Source organism: Bacteroidota bacterium, from assembly GCA_016713925.1.
Lineage (GTDB): Bacteria > Bacteroidota > Bacteroidia > AKYH767-A > OLB10 > JAJTFW01.
In genome coordinates this window covers 1,337,065-1,357,199 of record JADJOH010000002.1, presented here as the reverse complement: position 1 = coordinate 1,357,199, position 20,135 = coordinate 1,337,065, and the positions used below count along the sequence as shown (strand labels likewise).

Below are 20,135 nucleotides of genomic sequence, written 5' to 3'. Positions count from 1 at the left end.
GGTATCTTTGAACTTAATCATCCTTCACCCCTGGTTTAAAAAGGATGATTACCGTTGGCAATATACGGCCATTACCAGAGGTAGAAAAGAGGGGTTATTCGTATTGATACAGTCGCATCCAAATTAACTCCTTTATATTTGAAAACACGAAAGATGAAATTATTCCTTTCATTTCTTCTCCTGATTTACCTCCTCCCCACTGATTCCACGGCGCAATGGTTTCTAAAAAGTAGTAGAGCCGATCTCGCTGTTTTTTACAGAAAACACAGGATAAGATTTCAGCTCTTCCACTTTCAAAGGAAGTGCAGCTAATTGGTAAGTATCTATGGTGATGTTTCTCCAAAAATTAATAAAGTTAACCTGGTAATTTGGTGGGCTTAAACATCCCAATGTACATCATTCGACCTTTACTGGAAAAACAATTTTTAATCTAAATATCAATGAGTTATGAAGTTGGGCACAAGATAATCCATCGAGATAGAACAAAGTATCATTTTCTTTCGTTAAATTAGCATATATGCTAATTTAACGGATATAATTACCCGAATTTCCTCAACCCTCACCATAAATCAAGCTCAAAAAAGTCCCGCAATTATTTGCAATTTTGATATTTATTACTTACCTTTGGCATATATGCCAAAGGTAAATTTGAATGGCACGAAAATCCAGTTTAGAACTTGTTTATCCCGAACTCTCCGCCGCGATGGGGGCTTACCCGATTAAATCTTTTACAAAGGCTAAACTGAGCATTGTATTGGTTGATCTGCTTCAGCAACTTGATTTCACATTTAATGGTAGTCCGGAAAAAGTAATAACGTTTTTAGTGAAAAAAGGGGATCTGGCGGAATCCACTATAAACAGCATCGATGCGCGTGAAGTGAAATTGTATACCTGGCGATCAAAGGATGAAATGACAATCCTCTCGGGTTTGGTGAATAACTCGTACTATGCGTTCTACACTTCGTTGTTTTTACACCAATTAACACTGCAGATTCCTAAAACATATTATCTGAATTTTGAACATTCGAAATTATCTGTCGCAAACAGAATTCAGCAACCTGTATTGACTCAGGAAAATATCGATGCAGCTTTCAGCAGACCGCAAAGGAAAAGCGCCAAACACTATTTTCATGGGGATAAGAAGATTGTTATTACGAATGGGCGTTTTACAAATGAACTCGGGGTTATCTCTGTCAACAATGGCGAGCTTTCGTACAGCTTTACAGACCTCGAACGTACCCTGATTGATATTGCCATACGTCCTTCTTATTCCGGAGGAGTGACTGAAGTTTTAAGAGCGTATGAATTGGCGAAAGAAAAAGCAGATATTCAAAAGTTAAGAAACTATTTAACGCAAATGGATTTCATCTATCCCTATCATCAGGTGATTGGTTTTTACCTCGAGAAGGCAGGTTATAGCGATCAGATTCAACATTTATTTGCCAGCGATAACAAATATAAGTTCTACCTTACCTATTCGATTAAAAACCCTGTGCTATCAACAAAGTGGAATTTGGTTTATCCCTTAGGACTTTAGTCTGTATGCAAATTCAACAACAAAATTAAAATAGTAATCAAACTCGTTTAACGTTTCACGCTGGCTCACTGTCTGGGCAACGCTTTCCCAAGCCTGTCTGTGAAATTCAAGCTGAGAAGATATTCTATTTAGGAAATCCAAGGGCACTCTTTTGGCCTCAAACACAAAACGCGGCATGTCTTTAAGCTCATCATTGCTTTCAATATCCGGAAAGGTTTTAAGCAGATTGTAGATATCATAAAAATCCCGGGGACGAGGACTTGATTTTTTACTTCCGATGATTTCTTTATATTCGGGTAATTGCTGACAAATCGCTCTAAGCTTTTCCAATACCAGCATTGCGGGAGAATAAACATATACAATTGAACCATCCAACTCTCGCTTCTCTTTTCGGCCTACATACTCATACTTGCTGATATCAACAGTAAATTTCGTAGACCCATCGGGTTTGATAGGAATGGCATTCCTGCGAACAGTATCAATCTCCAGTGAAAGTTTGTCATATTCTTCCCGCTTAATTATCTTAAACTCCAATAAATAACCACCCCAGAAACTCTTTACTTCCTCACGAATATGCTCCGGGCGTTCATTCAGTTTTACATCGAATACCACATATCCATGCTTATCGAATTCGTCTTTTAATAGCGAATCCATTTGCCGTTCAACACGTGACCGCTCTTCCGGTTTAAAATCACCCTCCATCGAAAAATCGATATCGATACTTCCCCGGTTTGTAATTTCGTAAACCAGTTCCAATGCATTGCCACCCTTCAATACAAACATGCCTAATAGGATATCATCCGACAGTAATGCAGCAATGGTGATGAGTTTTATTTTATGGAAGTCCATATGGTAGAAATTGGTATGGGTTAATCCTTGGGCAATCCCTGTATTGTATTAAAGTAGAATTATTAGTTTGATTTTATTGGAAAAGAGAAGAAAGGTAGATTTACAAATTGATTCATGTATTATTCGAGTTAAAGTAAATCTTTATTAAGTAATATTTTCTTAGAGTATTATCCTCTTACATCGTGTATCATTTGTTCCGGAAATAGTTTTTTATAGTATTCAGACTGCTAAAATAGGAAAACATGTTAACATATGGTTAGCAGATCAATCACCAAGAAGGGTTACTGCTGCATACTATCTATTCGCCACTCTTTTATTTTGATCCTCGAATCATTGTACCACTTTAGGTAGCACATTTAATTGATCTGGCCAGATTGCTCATCTTGACTTTCACGATGTCAAATCCGGATGAGTCCGCTGTGATAGATAGGAGTACATGAAGTACTTTTTTAGTATTTTTGAATACGTCAAGCTAATGAGATTCCCCTACCTTTATCTCCCCAACCCAACCCAATGAAAAAACATTTCATACTCCTTCTGTCCTGTTTCGTATTTCCCATCCTGGCGAATGCCCAGCTCAATATCTCCTGGCAGAACATCATTGATGATGGTGCTTCGGGAAATGAAAACTCCAGTATTACCGTTTACGATCCTAACGGTTACGTCTATACGATAGGCATTATGCTCCCATCGGGAATGAATAACACTGATCTGGTTATTGTGAAGTATGATGCCATCGGTAATGAATTGTGGCGGACATTTTATTCAGGCCCGGCCGGGAAGAATGAGAAAATTATGGATGCAGTGTTGGATCAGAATGGGGATCTGGTATTGTGTGGTGAATATTTTAATACTGCAAATAACAACGACATCCTGATGATGAAGTACAGCAGTGCTGGAGGGTTTTTATGGATGGATACCATTAATGGTGTCGGGGCATTGTATGATCAGGGGAAGGGTGTTTGTGTGGATGATGCGAATAATTATTATTTCACAGGGTATACCTTAAGCGGATCCTATAAGGCCATTTTGCTGAAATATACTGCTGCCGGTCAGCAACTCTGGTCGACAACCTATGCCGGTACGCAGCAGGGGCTCGGCATTTCGTATTATGATGAGCACCTGTATCTGCATTGTATGACAGGTCCTACGGGTTCGCCGACGCATGCTTCGTTTATGAAATTGGATACCGCAGGGACGATTCGTGCCTCCATTGGTTTGAATGCCTATTATGGTGATTTTATTAAGAGCGTACTTATTAAGGATGACCGTATTTATTTGTTGGATGCGCGTTCTAACCAGGCCCCGCTCGGTGGTCAATATGGAATCGTTTGAGTGGATACCGCTCTGCAGGTGCTCTGGGACCGAAACTATAGTGCAGGTTATTACTCAGAACCTATCGGACTTAGCTTGCACGATACCCTCTTGTACGTTGCGCATACCGAATATCCTGGTCAGACCTTGTCTATTTCGTCAGTTAAATTACGCGGCATTTCCAGTCTTACAGGCGACTCACTATTCATGAATACAGTGTTGTCGCAAGGTGGTCAGAATGATGTGGGATATACTCAAACGATCGATAATAGCGGTAATGTTTCTGTTTTTATGGCTTACGAGTTAGCTACGGGTGTAAATCGGTTTCAATTGGCAAGATTTGATGCAACCGGTTTGCAAACGGGCAGTTTTCTCTTTAGTGATGTGCCCGGATATGGGGAGAGGACTTTGCTACAGATAAATTCAACCTCTTTGTTGATGTCATCTACTGTTTACGATTCAGTAGCGTTCAATACGAACATCTCCACCTGGTGGATCTCCACAGCTACAAGTAGTTTGAATTCGAATGAAGCAAAAAACAAATTGTTCGCCGGCCCCGTTCCTGCATCTGATCACCTCCGCTTGTTCGGATTGCCATTCGCAAATTTTCGCTATGAAATTTTATCTCCTCTTGGACAACTTATCGATCAGGGTACATTGAGCGAGGGAAACGACAGGATTGTGCTGAATATGAAGAGCGGTTTTTATCTCCTGAAATTATACAGCAAGGAAACCGTTTTCACCACCGCTTTCATTAAGCAGTAGTTTTATGTTTAGAAGGTGAGAAGATGGAATTTATTCAAGGAATGGTTTATTAAAGTAAACGCCTTATTCCCATTGCTCCTCACACAAGGTCATGTCAAATATGCACTCCACCTGTAACCTCTATACGTTGGGCATTCACCCATTTGGCGTCATCGCTGCAAAGGAAAGCAACTACACTACCAATATCATCGGGCAAGCCCACTCGGCCAAGAGCTGTGGTACTTGCTATCGAAGCATTCAAATCTTTATTGTCTCTTACTGCACCTCCACCAAAGTCAGTGGCAATGGCTCCCGGGGCTATAGTATTAACTCTAATTTTTCTACTGCCCAGTTCTTGTGCCTGATACCTGCTCAAGCTTTCAATAGCTGCTTTCATGATGGCGTAAGGAGCATAATTCGGATAACTAAATCGGGTCAATCCAGTTGACACATTTACAATGCTGCCACCATTACTGATAACAGGCAATAATTTTTGTGTAATAAAATAGGGAGCTTTGAGATGTATATTTACCATCGTGTCAAACACCTCTTCTGTCGTATCTGCAATACTGGTGTACGTTCCAATGCCGGCATTATTTATCAGGGCATGTAAATGTTCAGTTTCAAAACTATCCTTCAGTGTCGATTTTAAATTTTTAACGAAGGAGTCGAATCCTTTTGCATCAGCTACATCCAATTGCAAGGCTTTGGCTTTTTTCCCCATAGCAACTATCTCATCTACTACTTTGCCGGCTTCGTTAAGATTGCTGTTGTAAGTAATAATTATATCAAAACCTTTTCGGGCTAATTGAATGGCCATGTCTCTCCCCAATCCGCGACTACCGCCTGTAATTAAGGCTACTTTGTTTGTTTTATTCGTCATCTGGTTACATTTTAACAGAATGCAAATGTCCTGTTAAAAGTAAAAACCCGGTTTGCAAACAACAATCAAGTATTTGCAAAAATCAATCAATTTCTAAAATTCAATGGCGAGAGCGTGGTATGTTTTTTAAAATAATTTGAAAAATGAGCTACTTCATCAAAACCTAAGGCATTTGCTATTTCGGTCACATTCCACTTGGTTTGCAAGAGCAGAATTTTGGCTTCTTCAACGATGCGGCTGTTAATAATTTCTGTAGTACTTTTTCCGGTAGTTTCTTTTAATACCTTGTTCAAATGATTGATATGTACACCCAATGCGGTAGCAAAATCCAGAGGTGTTTTTAGTTGGATCACTTGTGCATCATTTTCTATCGGAAATTGCCGCTCCAGTAATTCGATAAACAAAGCCGATATTCTACCTGCAGCATTGATGTTTTTTAAGGAACTGCTTATCGGACTTAGTTTTTGACCTGTATGTAATAATTCGATCACATAATTACGAAGCAAATCATATTTAAATGCATAGTCGGAAGACAATTCCTGACTCATTTTTATGAAAATGGCCTCCAGTTCATTGTATTGCGAATCGTCAACCTCATAGATAAATTCGCTTTTGGGAGAAAAGACAGAAAAGTCATCTAGCAAAATTCCGGTTTTTGATTTCGATAAAAAATCTTTTGTAAATACGCAGAAATAACCGTTCTGATTGGCATCTTGTGGTGTATACCGATAGGGAATCTTCGGTGTTGCAAACAAAATCCCCTGCTTTTCTATTTGAACAGTTTTATCTGCATACTCTACCACATTATGCCCCTTTATCAGACTAATCTTATAGTACAATCTTCTATTGTACGACATCGCCGGCTTTTGCTTGTTGCTATAATAGAATTTAGCAATATCAAAAACATTGAAATGCCCCAGATCATTGGTGCTTTGATTTTCAAAAAAGTAATCCAGTTGACTTGCATTTTCGCCAAGAATGTCCTTGTAGAAATCATGTATGCTCAGTTTTACCATAGTTGTGAAATTCAAATAAAGACAAAGGTAGGGATTGTATCGTATTTTAGCCTTTTTAAATAGATCAACTGGCAGAATTAGAAAGGGCATTTCTTCAAATGGTCTTTATTGCAATGCCCCGTGACGTTTTTATGATGTTAAAATATGCTCTTCACTATACATGAATATTTATGTGCGGATTCAATGATAGAAAGATCCACCAAAAAAGATTTTGATGGAAGTGGACAGACTATTCTTAGAATTGAATATTCCAACGAATTTTGAAATCAACTTAATTCTGATTTTGTCTATTTTCACTTTCAATTTACATTCCGAAATCAATAAACAACGGCTCATTCACTCCTCAACCCATGTCCGCACCCAACCTCTTCATCCTCGAAATTAAATTGCTGCACACCACTCCCACTGTATGGCGTTTGGTAGAGGTGGCACCCCGAATGAGTTTATTGGAACTGCATGCCGTCATTCAAGTGGCGATGAAATGGCAGTCAAGTCATTTGTTTCAGTTTGAAGTAATGAAGGACGGAAAAAAGGAGTTGTATGGTTGTCCGGATTTTGATATAGATGAAGAAGAGTTATTGTTGGATGCAAAGAAGGTGAAGCTGACCGATTTTTTACTTGCCGAAGGGGATTCAATTCGGTATGTGTATGATTTTGGGGATTACTGGGAACACGAGGTGATTTTGAGAGGGTATACCCAAACCGAATCTACATGGACTTACCCCCGTTGTCTGGCGGGAGCTATGGCTTGTCCGCCGGAAGATGTGGGTGGACCTCCCGGATATAGTATTCTTAAACAGGCCATCCTGAGCAAGAAAAAAGCGGAAATCAGAGAGTACGATGAATGGTTAGGTTATCGATTTGATCCGTACGAGTATAAAAACTATTTTTGGATGGGGATGAGTACCTATGTAAAACGGACAATGAAGTTGTATGGATAAGAGGGGAAACGAAAAGTTTAATGGCAGAGATTTTTTCGGGCTTTGAACTTCAGGGAGGTTAAGAGTTGGATTTCGAGAATGTTCATGATCAGGGATAAAATTAACCGCTCTTTTCTGATTCAACAGCGGAATAGCTTTACCTTTAGTTCGACCTGCTTCCGTTTGTTTTTCTTTCAGTAATGGAGTGTCTCTAAAAGTGAATAGGTAGATCCCCAACAAGCTTGTCGAAATTAGCTACCACGGCCGGGTGACCCTACCTTTGTTTCATCAAAAAAGAAAAGATGAAATCGAAAACCTATTATCAGTTAATCCTTGATGCCAGTGGGAGTATGTCAAATGTGCGGAGTGAAACTTTAAATGCAGTAAATAATCAGATTTTGTCTATTCGTTCCCTTGCAGAGCGGATGCCCGGACAAGAAATGGTGGTTTCGCTGGTTCTTTTTAATACAGAAGTAACGACGTTGTATTCACATCTGGGGCCGGAACAAGCCCCACTCTTGACCTTGCGTCAGTATGTACCCGAGGGATCAACCGCGCTGCTGGATGCCATCGGTATGAGAATAATGGATACAGAACGACTGCTCAGTCCGGAGGATGATGTGGTGATCGTAGTGCTGACGGATGGGGAAGAGAATGCATCTCAGTTTTTTACCTATAAGCAGATAGCGGAGAAGATCAGCAATCGGAAAAGAACAGAACGTTGGTCGTTTAGTTTTGTTGGAGCAGATATCGATGCCTGGAGTATCGCCCGCCGGCTAAACATCGACCGTGAAGAGGTGCGTTCCGTATCAAAATCCCATTTGGCAAGCGCCATGCAGGAGATGAATGTGACGCTTCACGATTATATGGATCATAAGCGAAGAGGAATGCGAAAGACAGGATTCTTTAAGAATTGAGGTACATGTCATAGAAATTTAAAATGACAACCGTGGTGTCATCATGCAACTATCAACGAAAACCCCGCGCCACCTTCGGTCTTCGAAGCTTACACCGTCGCTTAAGCTTTGGCGCACACAGTTAGCGTAGTAGACCTTCGGTCTTCGAAGCTTACACCGTCGCTTAAGCTTTGGCGCACACAGTTAGCGTAGTAGACCTTGCGCCTTCCCTCGGTCTTCGAAGCTTTAGCGAAGTAGACCTTCGGACTTCGAAGCTTTAGCGTAGTAGTCCCTGCGTCCCCGCGGTTGCCTGTCGTCAGTCAGAGGTAGCTGATCTTAAAGTGTTAGATTTGCTGTAGCTTGAATGTTACCATCAAAAGAAAGCAGTAGAAGATGAAAAATTCAGACATAAATGTTTAGTCCGGTTGAAAAGAAAATGCGATATTTAACACTATGAATGTTTACCTGATACGTACGGATGGAGTGGAGGATGCCCTCTATTTTGGAGTCTGTGATTTCCTGCAGCATATTCCGGGGCCATTTACATTTCATACCTATGGCCATCCTGCTGAGCTCAGCATACAGGACGAAGTGAAGCTATTGTTCCCGGATGATGAAAAATATCATCGTCAGGAAGTAATGGAATCCAGGGTGATGTATAGTGCTGAAATGTCAGTGGAGCGCCTCTCGTGGAACGATCTTTTTCATGCAAATAATGACTTCAGGAAAAAATGCAATATACCTGCAGATGAAATAGTCATTCTCCTCACTGATTATGGAAATTACCCCAACTGGTTTTCAGGATACGATGAAAAAACGCCCAACAACTATTTCGTGCATACGGAGCAATGGGAGCTATATGCCGCCGGCGACAGCAGATATCCCATCGCTTATCAGATGGTGAGCATTCTGCTGAAGCAGATCATGTTTGATAAGCCTTCTGAAATGTTTACTGCCATGCATAAAACGGCACGTGGTTGTATCCTCGATTTCTGCGAGCAGAAAGAAGAAATCTCGCTTAAATTGCGCACTGCCGATATTTGCCCCGATTGCCAGAAGATTATTGCAGAACGCAAAGTCTCCCATGCGCATATCCGTTATACCTTCGAAATGATGGATAGCATTCGTCGGCAACTACTGTTTCGGGAACGCTATGATTTAGTGAGAAGCCCGCTGCCACTACTGCTGAAAGGCCGGAACAAAAGCCCTTATATTCCGGACCTTGGAATGCTGAAAATCAATCTTACTCCTGCTGAACTGGGAGTCTATCTCTTGTTCCTGAATCATCCGGAAGGTATTAAAGTCAGTGATGTGGTCGATCACCGTGCTGAACTCTCAGAGTATATGCACTTACTCAGCCGTCGCGACGATAGAGCCGTGATCGAAAAATTGGTGGAAGACCTTTGTCGTGCCGATAGCAATTCACTCAGTGAAAAAATGGCGAAAATTCGCGCCAAGTTTGTGAAACTTTTAGGAGCTGATTTGGCCCAGAATTATATTATCAGCGGCCCCAATGGTGGCGAAAAGAAAATTGTACTCGATAGAAAGCTGGTTAATCATGAAGATTAATTGGTTTTCTGCAGATGACCCCATGGTAATATAGTTAGAGAAGTTTTACTTTCGGGCAGTTCATCGTATTGGGGGAAGAAAAGTTTGCATTACTTCCTATTCCCCCAAAAGGGTTTTTTACATATCAATAAAAAAGCCCGTCCTGTGTTACTAAAGAATCACCTGTGGTAGCTACAAGAAAGAGTCCTGTCTCCTTTCATCTTCTACACCTCATTACCAATAGCAATAATGATCATAGTACCGTCAGGTGAAACGCAGGTAATACAATTATCACTAAAATAGACGGCGGAACTGACTCGGATAGAGATTCCTATATTGACTAAAATCATTCTTGCATAGAGCAATCTTCATGTTCAGGATTTCAGGGAACAAGTAGCTTCGTAGCATCTTACCCGAAGGATGATGAAAAGTTCTACTATTGACTGTGTTGTTTCGCTAATCGCAGGTTTGTTCTTTTTCTCCTGTGCCCCGCAACGCTTTGTGAAGCCGCTCGAAAAACAGCAGCAGGCGGTGAATGCTTCATTGGGTGGAGTGTTGTTCGATTATAATGGAACAACCATACCCATGCCTTTTCTGACGTTGGCTTATGGGTACGGTCTTAATGAAACAACCACCGGGTTCGGAGCGGTGAATGTCACTTCGGCACTGTATGGTAATTTTCAATTCGAGCTGGGACTGACTAAGCAAATCGTAAAACAAAGGGAATTTCAACCTGCGGTATGCATTACTCCGGTCGCCAATATTATCTACCGCAACAGCGACGCCCGAAAATTATATCCTCAACTTGCCATTAGCACCTATTGGGAATATGGGAAACACAAAGATCTTATCTACCTAAGCCTGGATAACTGGTTTGAGCTGTCCGGGAATAAAGCCAATAATGAACAACAGGAAAATCACCTGCTGTTTATGCCCGCGCTCGGTCATTCCTTTCAACGGAAAAAGCATTGCTTTAACACCGAATTCAGAATTATTGCGCCCAACCTTTCCAATGAAGGACTGGTCATCGATTATAAAACACCGTTGAGAACGCATGGCGCCTGTGCTCTGTTCTTTGGTTACACCTTGAAATTCTGAAAATGAAAAAGTTGATTTCCCTCTTTCCTTTGTTGCTCCTGTTCACAGGATGCCTCACCCTGGACGATAACCTGTTCAACAACGAAAAAATTACGGAGTACCGCTTGAATAATTATGAAGGTGAGGTGGATTTCAAATTGAACGCAAGCTATGCTATTCCTGACAGTCTGGTTCATTTGTTCACCTTGAATTCTCAAACTGCGAATGAGAATTCTGCTACAACCATTTATGCCGTTTACATTGGTGACATCAGTCGCATCGGTGTTGATACTGTCATCATGTACTGTCACGGTAACCGCGATCATATGGATTTTTACTGGCCGCGTGCACAATTGCTGGCCAATACAGGAGGTAAAAACCGTTACGGAGTGCTAATGATTGACTATCGTGGTTTTGGCATGTCGGATGGTCATCCGGATGAAGAAGGGCTCTATGCGGATGTAGATGCGGCGTTGAATTGGTTAAAGAGCAAGGGTCTTCAAAATGACCGACTCGTTATTTATGGATTTAGTTTAGGCTGCGCACCTGCTACGAAGATGTGTGCACATCATTATTCTCTCAAGCCTTCTAAAATACTTCTGGAAGCGCCCTTTGCTTCTCCGGAAGTGATGATTCAGGATGGCACCGGTCTCGCGTTACCCGGAGCATTTTTTACGAGTTTCACGTTGAACAATGCGGAAGAAATCCGGCGTGTGGATCAGCCTTTTTTCTGGATTCACGGAGAAGCAGATGATTTCTTAAATGTGGATACGCACGGACAGGTGGTGTACGACCATTATATCGGTATTTATAAGGAAGCACATCGCATTCCGGGCGCGGATCATGGTTCAATTCAAACAATTATGGGAATTCAGAATTATTTGAATAATGTTGGGGATTTTATTTTGAAGTAACTTGCCGGCAAACAGTGAAGGAATTTCCCCAATGAATGTATTGTAGCTATTGGTTGTTAAATATCCGGGTGAAATTATAAAGTTGTTTTCTTATATAGAAACGTAAATTGTACAAGGTCTGAATCTTGGATTTCACAAACGAAATTTCCATCTTACTTGTTCTGTAAACGCCACGATCGCAGCGGTTGAGCAACGTTCGAAACGATCTATCATAACAAATCATAACAATCATAACAAATCTGCGGCCCATCAAAATATTTTTCACACTATTCATTTTAATAAAGAATACAATCTTTTCATACGGAATATCAACCCCTGTTAATAATGGCGAAACGAAGGATATTTGCATGCTTTGAATCGAAAGGTTGTATGCTCTATTACCTCAAAAGTGTAAACACGCCCGTTTTCTCAGTAGGAATTCCAAGGTCTTTATCCAGATCCGTAGGAAGTGGTTTTACCTGAAGTTTATATTTCAAATCTAACCAACAAAAAAAGGAATTCCTCACAGCTTTCTCTGAAATAGGATTGCTGATTATTTTAATGTGCGGGGTCCACAAGTATTCATAAAAGTGCAGCTCGAATTTGTAGGACAATAGAAAGATTGAGGTTGACATCCTTTTGAAGCAACACCTCCATTGATATTGCCTAAATCGGAGTCACTAAGATTAGCGATAGTGCTTTTATTTAAGCTGAGTTTGTTGATGTGCTTTTTCATGATACAATTATATTTAGATAAGTAAATAACATTTATTTTATGAGCGTCGGGCAAACATGAACAGAAGCGCAACTCCATTTTGAAGGACAAGCAAAAGTGGGTGGTAAACATCCGTTTGATTTCGCTCCACCATTGATGTTACCCAGATCGGAATGGCTGAGATTAGAGATAGTTGTTTTGTTTAAGCTGAGTTTGTTGATTGACTTTTTCATGATGATAAATTTTTATTTGTTGGAGATTTAAATGAACTTACGGGTTCATAAATTACTTGTGGATTATTTTACAACAGTGCAGTTACAGGCAGAGCAGGTAGCCGGAGCACCAGAAGGACAACCTTTTGTTAGTGGAGGCATGCAGATAGCAGGTGCCGATCCTTTTCCGCCACCTACCATCTGATTCATTTCAGCGGCATACAGGTTAGAGATGGTCATTTTGTTTAAGTTGAGTTTGTTGATGTGCTTTTTCATAATGTTGTTTTTTATTTTTTTAGATGTTGTTATCGTTGATTGACAAGTCAAAGGTAGGTCAGCCACAAGGGGACCGTATAGAACTCTTCACCAACGGTCGTTTGGCTTTGTAAATGGTAGGATACGCTTTGTAAATAGCCGTTGCAATCCTTGTAATAGAATCACATTTCGTACTTCTTTGACTTCCGCACCACAACACTCAATGCCTACTCAATCCGATTAGAACCGAATAATTTAAAGTCAATTTTTTGAAGGTTTGCCGATTCTCAGAACCTCATATTACCAAAGCAACTTAAGTTCATCAAGCAACAAAAAAGGGAAACCCTCAACGGATTTCCCTGAAAAAGCACATTATTATAGAGAAGAGGACTTACGGGCCCACTTCGAAAGTTTTTTTATTTTTTAATAGTGCACATCATGCTTGGGCAACCAATTCCGGTTGGACATCCTGCTGAACAAGCCAATGTGCCACAAGGGTTAGTAAGATTAGGAATGCATTTGGCTGTTTTAGCACCACCATTGATTTGATCAAGGGCACTATGGCTGAGATTAGAGATAGTACTTTTATTTAAGCTGAGTTTGTTGATTGTCTTTTTCATGATATAATTATTTTTAGATCTGTAGATAACATTTATTTTATGAGCGTCGGGCAAACATGAACAGATGCGCAACTCCATTTTGAAGGACAAGCAAAAGTGGGTGGTAAACATCCGTTTGATTTCGCTCCGCCATTGATGTTACTCAGATCGGAATGGCTGAGATTAGAGATCGTGCTTTTGTTTAAGCTGAGTTTGTTGATTGACTTTTTCATGATGTTTGTTTTTTTATTTTTTTAGATGTTGTTATCGTTGATTGACAAGTCAAAGGTAGGTCAGCCACAAGGCTACCGTATAGAACTCTTCACCAGCGGTCACTTGGCTTTGTAAATGGTATTATCCGCTTTGTAAATAGCCGGTTAAACTTTGAAAAAGAATCACGAAATGCTATACGACTCAAAGTTTAAGGTTTAAAGTTTAAGGTTCAAAGTTTAAAGTTTAAGGTTCAAAGTTTAAAGTTCAGTTTCAAGGTTTATAGTTTAATATTTGTGGCGAATAATATAAATCAGTCATTGGTTGGTAGCCGGTAGTGAGGGAGGCGTCGCTCCCCATCGCGAGCGAAAGTTCTTAGCGAGGCAAGATACTTGGCCTCGCGACCGCAAGCCGGAAGCCGGAAGCCGGAAGCCGGAAGCTGGTAGCATAATCTGGAATTATTCACTACATTTGTTTTCCAACCTGCCAATTTACATCAGATGAAAAAAATTATTCTCTCCGTATTGATAGTAGTTTCTATCGCGATCTCATCCTTCGCTCAGAATTTTATTCAAATGCCCATCTCCGCCCAAACCACCACTTATACAGGTAATGTGCGTGGCTATTGGTTTACTTCACCTACCTGTTTTACCATTACCGGACTCGAGGTGCCTACCGATGCCTCTACGGGTCTCCAGAGTATTGCCGTGGTGCGCCTGGATACCATTCCGCCTGCAATTGCAAATGCTACCAATGATTTCACTTTGCTGTTTTTGACGCAGAATGATACGACTCAAGGCATGATCCCGGTGAATATTCAGGTGGGCCCGGGTGAATATATTGGCATTTTAGGTTTTCGTTCAAATATCAATTCTTATGGGCCGGGACTCTTCAATTCATCAATCAATGGCTTCCCCGTAACGCTCAGTCGGTTTGGTATGCAATATGAATTGTCAACAACTGCTCCGCAAGAAGTGTGGTCCACCGGAACAGGCAGTATCAGCAGAGTGTTCATGTACTACGATACAACTTTCGCATTTAATGTTACTCAATCATGGCAAGGGGGAACCTCTTATTCCTTCAATAACGGAACAGGCCCCACCTCTGTTTCCGTTTGGGATTACGGTGATGGATCGCCGTTAGATACCACCTTTAATCCTACGCATACCTTTCCTGCGCCCGGTAACTATACCGTTTGCAGCTATATCACCGGTACCTGCGTGAGTGATACCGTTTGTACGACCGTTATTATCTGCCCTGCTCCGGCATTGGCGGACTATTCTTTTACTACTACGTATCCAATAGTGGATTTTACGGATGCTTCTCAAAATGCGGCTTCCTGGTCCTGGGATTTCGGCGACGGGAATACCTCTACATTGCAAAATCCATCGCATAGTTATGCAACTTTTGGTCTGTATAATGTTTGCCTGACCGTTACCGATACCTGCGGTGGTCAGCATACCAAATGTGAAAGTATCTCCGTTTGTCCTGCCTTGTTACCGGTTTCCCTCGGTTCAGATGTAACCGCTTGCGCCTCGACAGTGATTAGTTTGCCCGGCTACTCTACTTATACCTGGAGCAATGGTGCAACAACAGCGCAAATAACGGTTACTACAGGTGGCGACTATAGTGTTGTGGTGACAGATGCGGCAGGCTGCTCAGGAACTGATACCATTTCAGTGACGATTAATCCGTTGCCGGTCGTTGGTTTGGGGAATGATATAAGCCAATGTGGAGGAAGTGCGTTACTCGATGCACAGAATGTCGGAAATGCATTTCTCTGGAGTAACAATGCCACTACGCAAACAATTTCAGTGATAAACTCAGGTACGTATACGGTTACCGTTACTGACAGTGTCGGCTGTACGAACTCGGATGCAATTTTAGTCACTATCCTTTCCGTTCCTCCTGCCACCTTAGGAAATGATTTTGTTGTTTGTCAGGGAAACAGGTCTATCAGGTATTCCTATAACCGCAAATGCCACCTATCTCTGGAGTACCGGAGCCACCCTTCCTTCTATCCTTATCAACTCCGGCGGAACCTATTGGGTACAGGTTACCGCGCAAAATGGTTGTACCAATTCCGATACCATCAACGTGACGATGAATGCTCCAGCTGTAACCTATGTCGAAACACAAACGCCGGTATGTGTATGGGCTTCTCCTATAACACTTACCTCAGGAACTCCTGCCGGCGGAACCTATTCCGGTCCGGGTGTAGCTGGAAATACATTCGATCCGGCTCTGGCAGGTGTTGGAAATAAAAATGTAGTTTATGCGTATACTGATACGGCCGGTTGCGTGGGAAGAGATACTTCGCTGATCACAGTAGATCCCTGTTCAGGTATTGGTGAAGTCAGTGAGATAGGACTGCAGTTTTATCCGAATCCGGGCAGCGGAATTTTTCGGGTAGACGTAAACTCTTCTGTAAATCTGTTGACTATTCAGGATGTATATGGAAGAGAAGTGCATCGTATCGTCCCTGCAACAGGTCAGCTGTTACTGAATTTATCGAATGAAGCAGAGGGCATGTATATCCTTGGAGCATGGCAGGAGGGTAAGGTGTATTCCCTGCCTTTTATTATCAGGAAGTAGCCCCCAAAACGGAAGTTGAATTATTATAAATTATTGTGAAAAGGCTGTCGTCAAAACGATGGCCTTTTTCGTTGAAATCCCAATTTCTATGTTATTGGTCAAATCCGGGTCGAGCTATTCCTTGGCCCAATGAACCACTAAATCGCCTTGTTCAGTAAGATGAATTTTTAATTGAAGAGAAAGAAACGTTAATTCGCAGGTATTCTAATGAAATCAAAAGTAAGTTGAAATCAGCACCATGTTTCCGAACGGTGAATTAGTACTAATAGTATAGCATTAGTAGTATATATGATGAGTATCATTGGTAAAAATGAGAGATGAGGGTATATTTGTAATATGAGAAAATTGTGGGCATATCTGATGACGATGTCTATCTTCGGATCTTCCATAAATATGGAGGAAGTGATGAAGTTGCCCCAATTGTTCGATCACTATGCCGAACATCAAAGGGTATGTTCCGACATTTCATTTGCGAATTTTCTTATTGAACATTATTACGGAAGGAATCACGCCACTACCCCTCAACATGGGAAGAAGCATGATCAACTTCCTTTTCAATCTCATCATCAGCTTATCGCTCATAGCACCTCTTTTATTCAACAAGTTTCAGGAGTAAGTTCATTTACTTTTTATTGTTCTGAGTTGTTTGTATTTGACTACATCCAACAGCCGGAAGAGCGTATTTTGGATATCTGGCAGCCTCCACAATTGGTGTAGATTTTTATTCATGGCACATGCATCAATTTTTGATGCGCCTCTCCCTTTCATTAATTTAAAAATTCTGCGGAAGCTGCTAGCGCGTATTGCTGATGGTGAAGCAGTAGTTACACTTCATTCATTAACAACCTTCAAAGTAAAACAGAAATCATGAAAAAATTATTCATACTATTAATCATAGTTTTTGCCGGGATATTCTCCGCTAATGCACAATGGACGCTCGATTCTTTATCTGCTCCCGCTTTCAATCTGGTACCGCAACAAGTAGGCACTAAAGCCATCTTCGCCTCTAATGCAAAGTATGAAATATACGACTTCACTACCGGGCTTTGGTCCAGCAAAACCTTCTTACCCGCACGTACCGGAATTAAAGCGGTCGCTAACGGAGGGAAAGCGTATTTCGCCGGTGGAGGATTTATTACCGTTTGGAATCAGGTAATGTATAAAAATATCGACATCTATAATAGTGCGACGAATGTATGGTCCACCGCCAACCTTTCACAGGCAAGAAGTGTTGGAGCTACCGCAGCGGTAGGGAATAAGGTATTGTTTGCAGGCGGACGTCAGGTATTAGCCTATTCAAACAGGGTAGATATTTTTGATGTCAACACCGGAGTTCGTACCACTACTGCGCTATCACAAGCACGAAACAATATGGCCGTGGCTATTATTGGTAGTAAAGTCATTTTCGCAGGAGGAGAATCGGGAAGTATTGTCAATGGAGTTTATTCTGCAAGTAATAAAGTAGACATCTATGATGACGCAACAGGTCTTTGGAGTACAGCTCTACTCAGTTCGAAGAGGGAGCTGATCACAGTTGGAGTTGTTGGTACAAAAGTGTTGTTTGCAGGGGGGAGAAATCCAAATGGCGTTTATCAGAAAAGTGTAGATATATACGATGCAGCTACCAATATATGGTCTGTAGTAAATATGTCGCAACCGAAATATGGTATGGCTTCAGCAACCGTAGGGAATAAGGTTTATTTTGCCGGTGGAACAACTGCCAATAGTGGCGCACTGACAAACAGGGTGGAAGTATATGATGCTTCTACGAACACCTGGAGTTTTATTACCATCTCCTCTCCAAGAATGAATATGACTGTTGCACAAACACCGCAACGGGTGATGTTCGCAGGCGGAACAGTGGTTTGGGGCAATACAGGCACGGATAGAGTCGAAGTATTGGACATTGCATCCGGTACCTGGTCGGTGGAATATCTGGCTCAACCCCGTTTCGGTATAGCCGCGATTTCATATGGTAATAAAGCGCTTTTTGCCGGAGGTGCTGAAGTCTGGAGCTCCTATCCGCAATATTCTATTTATTCAAATAAAGTGGATATCTGGACCGATCTTCCTCCCCGCTTGAATGGTGAAGAAATGCAGCAAAGCTCTGCCGGAAGACTTAACGTTTATCCTAATCCTTCAGCAGAATCTACTGTCAATGTTTACTTTATTCAGAACGAAACCAAACCCGTTACTATTCGCCTTGTAGACCTGACAGGCAGAGTGATTACTGAAATGCAAACGAACGGGGAAAATGAAATAAAACATGTGGTGGACATTTCAGGTCTGGCAGCGGGAACATATATCGTGAGTGCGGAAGCAGACGATTATCGTGAAACAGTAAAGCTAATGGTAATAAGATAGTCCTGATTTCAAAGGCTGTTGCAGGAGATAAATGAGTAGTTCTTTATCTTCTGCAACAAGTACTTTGAGAGGGAATCAGTACAATAATTAAATTTTGGAATTATTCATTTAATAGAAGATCATGAAAAATAAAATGAATAGATTCCTCTTCGCTACCCTGTTGTGTATAACGACCACTATAGCCGAAGGGCAGCAATGGAATACGCTCAATGGTGGCACTTCTGACTGGGTCTTTTCCTCCGGTATATACAATGGTGATTTCGTTGTTGGTGGAAAATTTACCGCGGCCGGAGGCGTTTCTGCAAATCATATTGCTAAATGGGATGGAGGTACATGGTCCGCCCTGGGAGGAGGATTAAATGCCGAAGTAGATGCGATCGTTCAGTACAACAATAAGCTGTATGTAGGTGGACAATTTACAATGGCCGGAACTACGAACGTGAATTTTCTGGCTAAGTGGAATGGCGTGAACTGGTCCGATGTAAACGGTGACATGGGAGGAACGGTGACCTCACTGGTAGTTTACAATGGCGATTTAATTATCGGTGGTTATTTTACGGATGCAGATGGATTCCCTGCCAATTATATTGTGGGTTGGGATGGAAACAACTGGTTTAATCTGGGCACCGGAATGGGAGGATCTCAAGGACAGGTGATGGCCTTGCAGGTGTATAATGGTGAATTGTATGCCGGCGGATTTTTTACTTCTGCAGGAGGTACAACTGCCAATCATATTGCAAAGTGGGATGGCACCACGTGGTCAGCAGTAGGTGGTGGAATCTCTAATATTGTTTATTCACTGACAGAATATAACGGGAAACTTATTGCCGGTGGCTTGTTCCTGAGTGCAGGCAGTGTACCGGTAAATAATATTGCCGCCTGGGATGGCACTAACTGGTCAGCATTGGGTGGAGGTGTTTCCGGAACATTTTACCAATATGTTTTTGCACTGAAAGCCTACAATGGAAATCTGATAGCCGGTGGTTTGTTCACTACTGCTAATGGTCAAACCGTAAATGGCGTGGCGAAATGGGATGGAACAACATGGAGCAGCATGGGTGGAGGAATGTATTATGGCGGGGCAAACGCATTTGGTGTACAAACACTATGTGTGTATGGAACGCAACTCATCGCAGGGGGTATATTTACTACCGCAGGTTCTACCAGCACCGGACATATCGCTCAATGGGATGAACCGTTAGTGGGAATCAATGAAAGCCTTTTGAGCGAAAGTAACTACCTGCTAAATTATCCGAATCCTTTTTCTTCGACGACAACAATTTCATTCCAACAAAACCAATCGGAGAAAGTGGAACTCACGTTGAAGGATATCACCGGAAAAACGCTATCTGTCATTCTTTCAAAACAGGAATTGCCTCCCGGTGATTATCAAATACAGTTTGATGGGGGAGAGGTGGCAGCGGGAACGTACTTGCTTGAACTCAGAAAAGGAAATACTTGTAAAGTGATTCGCCTTGCAATTCAATAGTATGGTTTAGAAAAACAAA

Annotated in this window: 21 protein-coding genes; 13 read left to right on the top strand and 8 right to left on the bottom strand. The window is 41.5% G+C overall.

Annotation, left to right across the window (positions count from 1 at the left end):
• Positions 1 to 652: 652 nt before the first annotated feature.
• Entirely contained in the window at positions 653 to 1,537 is an 885-nt protein-coding gene (locus tag IPJ86_05350) for a hypothetical protein (protein MBK7886738.1), read from the top strand.
• Here the strand turns inward: IPJ86_05350 and IPJ86_05345 are convergent.
• Positions 1,526 to 2,386: a nucleotidyl transferase AbiEii/AbiGii toxin family protein gene (locus IPJ86_05345; GenBank protein ID MBK7886737.1), complete on the bottom strand. Its 861-nt coding sequence runs from the start codon at positions 2,384 to 2,386 to the stop codon at positions 1,526 to 1,528. The two genes, IPJ86_05350 and IPJ86_05345, sit on opposite strands and share 12 nt — an antisense overlap.
• 513 nt (positions 2,387 to 2,899) lie before the next feature.
• Here IPJ86_05345 and IPJ86_05340 point away from each other — a divergent pair.
• Positions 2,900 to 3,721, top strand: a complete 822-nt coding sequence (locus IPJ86_05340) for a hypothetical protein (protein MBK7886736.1) — start codon at positions 2,900 to 2,902, stop codon at positions 3,719 to 3,721.
• Complete coding sequence (locus tag IPJ86_05335) at positions 3,722 to 4,465, top strand: T9SS type A sorting domain-containing protein (protein MBK7886735.1); 744 nt, start codon at positions 3,722 to 3,724, stop codon at positions 4,463 to 4,465.
• A 94-nt stretch (positions 4,466 to 4,559) separates the two neighbouring features.
• On the opposite strand, the gene IPJ86_05330 is transcribed toward IPJ86_05335, so the two are convergent.
• Together IPJ86_05330 and IPJ86_05325 are read right to left on the bottom strand one after the other, a co-directional pair.
• On the bottom strand, positions 4,560 to 5,327 hold the full coding sequence (locus IPJ86_05330; GenBank protein ID MBK7886734.1) for an SDR family oxidoreductase: 768 nt from the start codon (positions 5,325 to 5,327) through the stop codon (positions 4,560 to 4,562).
• An 86-nt stretch (positions 5,328 to 5,413) separates the two neighbouring features.
• A complete protein-coding gene (locus IPJ86_05325; protein MBK7886733.1) occupies positions 5,414 to 6,343 on the bottom strand; it encodes an AraC family transcriptional regulator in 930 nt (309 codons plus the stop codon).
• Positions 6,344 to 6,693: 350 nt separating this feature from the next.
• On the opposite strand from IPJ86_05325, the gene IPJ86_05320 reads away from it, so the two are divergent.
• The 5 genes from IPJ86_05320 to IPJ86_05300 all read left to right on the top strand — a co-directional run bounded on the left by IPJ86_05320 (position 6,694) and on the right by IPJ86_05300 (position 11,698).
• Positions 6,694 to 7,284: a plasmid pRiA4b ORF-3 family protein gene (locus IPJ86_05320; GenBank protein MBK7886732.1), complete on the top strand. Its 591-nt coding sequence runs from the start codon at positions 6,694 to 6,696 to the stop codon at positions 7,282 to 7,284.
• Between the two features lie 281 nt (positions 7,285 to 7,565).
• On the top strand, positions 7,566 to 8,180 hold the full coding sequence (locus IPJ86_05315; protein MBK7886731.1) for a VWA domain-containing protein: 615 nt from the start codon (positions 7,566 to 7,568) through the stop codon (positions 8,178 to 8,180).
• 432 nt (positions 8,181 to 8,612) lie between these two features.
• Entirely contained in the window at positions 8,613 to 9,728 is a 1,116-nt protein-coding gene (locus IPJ86_05310) for a hypothetical protein (GenBank protein ID MBK7886730.1), read from the top strand.
• Positions 9,729 to 10,127: 399 nt separating this feature from the next.
• Positions 10,128 to 10,805 carry a hypothetical protein gene (locus IPJ86_05305; protein ID MBK7886729.1) on the top strand — a complete coding sequence of 226 codons (678 nt, stop codon included), beginning with the start codon at positions 10,128 to 10,130 and terminating at the stop codon, positions 10,803 to 10,805.
• Positions 10,806 to 10,807: 2 nt separating this feature from the next.
• Complete coding sequence (locus IPJ86_05300; GenBank protein MBK7886728.1) at positions 10,808 to 11,698, top strand: alpha/beta hydrolase; 891 nt, start codon at positions 10,808 to 10,810, stop codon at positions 11,696 to 11,698.
• Between the two features lie 532 nt (positions 11,699 to 12,230).
• Here IPJ86_05300 and IPJ86_05295 read toward each other — a convergent pair.
• The 5 genes from IPJ86_05295 to IPJ86_05275 form a co-directional block, all read right to left on the bottom strand.
• Positions 12,231 to 12,413, bottom strand: coding sequence for a class I lanthipeptide (locus tag IPJ86_05295; protein ID MBK7886727.1), 183 nt, complete (start codon positions 12,411 to 12,413; stop codon positions 12,231 to 12,233).
• A 32-nt stretch (positions 12,414 to 12,445) separates the two neighbouring features.
• Complete coding sequence (locus IPJ86_05290) at positions 12,446 to 12,625, bottom strand: class I lanthipeptide (protein ID MBK7886726.1); 180 nt, start codon at positions 12,623 to 12,625, stop codon at positions 12,446 to 12,448.
• 63 nt (positions 12,626 to 12,688) lie between these two features.
• A complete protein-coding gene (locus IPJ86_05285; GenBank protein ID MBK7886725.1) occupies positions 12,689 to 12,880 on the bottom strand; it encodes a class I lanthipeptide in 192 nt (63 codons plus the stop codon).
• 395 nt (positions 12,881 to 13,275) lie between these two features.
• Positions 13,276 to 13,479 (bottom strand): class I lanthipeptide, encoded by a 204-nt coding sequence (locus tag IPJ86_05280; protein MBK7886724.1) that lies wholly within the window; start codon positions 13,477 to 13,479, stop codon positions 13,276 to 13,278.
• A 32-nt stretch (positions 13,480 to 13,511) separates the two neighbouring features.
• Positions 13,512 to 13,691, bottom strand: a complete 180-nt coding sequence (locus IPJ86_05275; protein MBK7886723.1) for a class I lanthipeptide — start codon at positions 13,689 to 13,691, stop codon at positions 13,512 to 13,514.
• A gap of 477 nt (positions 13,692 to 14,168) precedes the next feature.
• Here IPJ86_05275 and IPJ86_05270 point away from each other — a divergent pair, with 477 nt between their 5' ends.
• The 5 genes from IPJ86_05270 (at position 14,169) to IPJ86_05250 (ending at position 20,116) form a co-directional block, all read left to right on the top strand.
• Entirely contained in the window at positions 14,169 to 15,932 is a 1,764-nt protein-coding gene (locus tag IPJ86_05270; protein ID MBK7886722.1) for a PKD domain-containing protein, read from the top strand.
• Positions 15,933 to 15,969: 37 nt separating this feature from the next.
• A complete protein-coding gene (locus tag IPJ86_05265) occupies positions 15,970 to 16,263 on the top strand; it encodes a T9SS type A sorting domain-containing protein (GenBank protein MBK7886721.1) in 294 nt (97 codons plus the stop codon).
• Between the two features lie 336 nt (positions 16,264 to 16,599).
• A complete protein-coding gene (locus IPJ86_05260) occupies positions 16,600 to 16,980 on the top strand; it encodes a hypothetical protein (protein ID MBK7886720.1) in 381 nt (126 codons plus the stop codon).
• 150 nt (positions 16,981 to 17,130) lie between these two features.
• Positions 17,131 to 18,627 carry a T9SS type A sorting domain-containing protein gene (locus tag IPJ86_05255; GenBank protein MBK7886719.1) on the top strand — a complete coding sequence of 499 codons (1,497 nt, stop codon included), beginning with the start codon at positions 17,131 to 17,133 and terminating at the stop codon, positions 18,625 to 18,627.
• A gap of 121 nt (positions 18,628 to 18,748) precedes the next feature.
• Entirely contained in the window at positions 18,749 to 20,116 is a 1,368-nt protein-coding gene (locus tag IPJ86_05250) for a T9SS type A sorting domain-containing protein (protein ID MBK7886718.1), read from the top strand.
• Positions 20,117 to 20,135 lie beyond the last annotated feature (19 nt).

Excerpts from the sequence above, each read along its gene's own strand:
- IPJ86_05340 (MBK7886736.1), top strand. The coding sequence starts at position 2,900 with ATGAAAAAACATTTCATACTCCTTCTGTCCTGTTTCGTATTTCCCATC.
- IPJ86_05280 (MBK7886724.1), bottom strand. The coding sequence starts at position 13,479 with ATGAAAAAGACAATCAACAAACTCAGCTTAAATAAAAGTACTATCTCT.
- IPJ86_05290 (MBK7886726.1), bottom strand. The coding sequence starts at position 12,625 with ATGAAAAAGTCAATCAACAAACTCAGCTTAAACAAAACAACTATCTCT.
- IPJ86_05345 (MBK7886737.1), bottom strand. The coding sequence starts at position 2,386 with ATGGACTTCCATAAAATAAAACTCATCACCATTGCTGCATTACTGTCG.
- IPJ86_05260 (MBK7886720.1), top strand. The coding sequence starts at position 16,600 with ATGAGAAAATTGTGGGCATATCTGATGACGATGTCTATCTTCGGATCT.
- IPJ86_05350 (MBK7886738.1), top strand. The coding sequence starts at position 653 with ATGGCACGAAAATCCAGTTTAGAACTTGTTTATCCCGAACTCTCCGCC.
- IPJ86_05330 (MBK7886734.1), bottom strand. The coding sequence starts at position 5,327 with ATGACGAATAAAACAAACAAAGTAGCCTTAATTACAGGCGGTAGTCGC.
- IPJ86_05285 (MBK7886725.1), bottom strand. The coding sequence starts at position 12,880 with ATGAAAAAGCACATCAACAAACTCAACTTAAACAAAATGACCATCTCT.
- IPJ86_05270 (MBK7886722.1), top strand. The coding sequence starts at position 14,169 with ATGAAAAAAATTATTCTCTCCGTATTGATAGTAGTTTCTATCGCGATC.
- IPJ86_05255 (MBK7886719.1), top strand. The coding sequence starts at position 17,131 with ATGAAAAAATTATTCATACTATTAATCATAGTTTTTGCCGGGATATTC.
- IPJ86_05250 (MBK7886718.1), top strand. The coding sequence starts at position 18,749 with ATGAAAAATAAAATGAATAGATTCCTCTTCGCTACCCTGTTGTGTATA.
- IPJ86_05305 (MBK7886729.1), top strand. The coding sequence starts at position 10,128 with ATGATGAAAAGTTCTACTATTGACTGTGTTGTTTCGCTAATCGCAGGT.
- IPJ86_05310 (MBK7886730.1), top strand. The coding sequence starts at position 8,613 with ATGAATGTTTACCTGATACGTACGGATGGAGTGGAGGATGCCCTCTAT.
- IPJ86_05325 (MBK7886733.1), bottom strand. The coding sequence starts at position 6,343 with ATGGTAAAACTGAGCATACATGATTTCTACAAGGACATTCTTGGCGAA.
- IPJ86_05300 (MBK7886728.1), top strand. The coding sequence starts at position 10,808 with ATGAAAAAGTTGATTTCCCTCTTTCCTTTGTTGCTCCTGTTCACAGGA.
- IPJ86_05275 (MBK7886723.1), bottom strand. The coding sequence starts at position 13,691 with ATGAAAAAGTCAATCAACAAACTCAGCTTAAACAAAAGCACGATCTCT.
- IPJ86_05295 (MBK7886727.1), bottom strand. The coding sequence starts at position 12,413 with ATGAAAAAGCACATCAACAAACTCAGCTTAAATAAAAGCACTATCGCT.
- IPJ86_05320 (MBK7886732.1), top strand. The coding sequence starts at position 6,694 with ATGTCCGCACCCAACCTCTTCATCCTCGAAATTAAATTGCTGCACACC.
- IPJ86_05315 (MBK7886731.1), top strand. The coding sequence starts at position 7,566 with ATGAAATCGAAAACCTATTATCAGTTAATCCTTGATGCCAGTGGGAGT.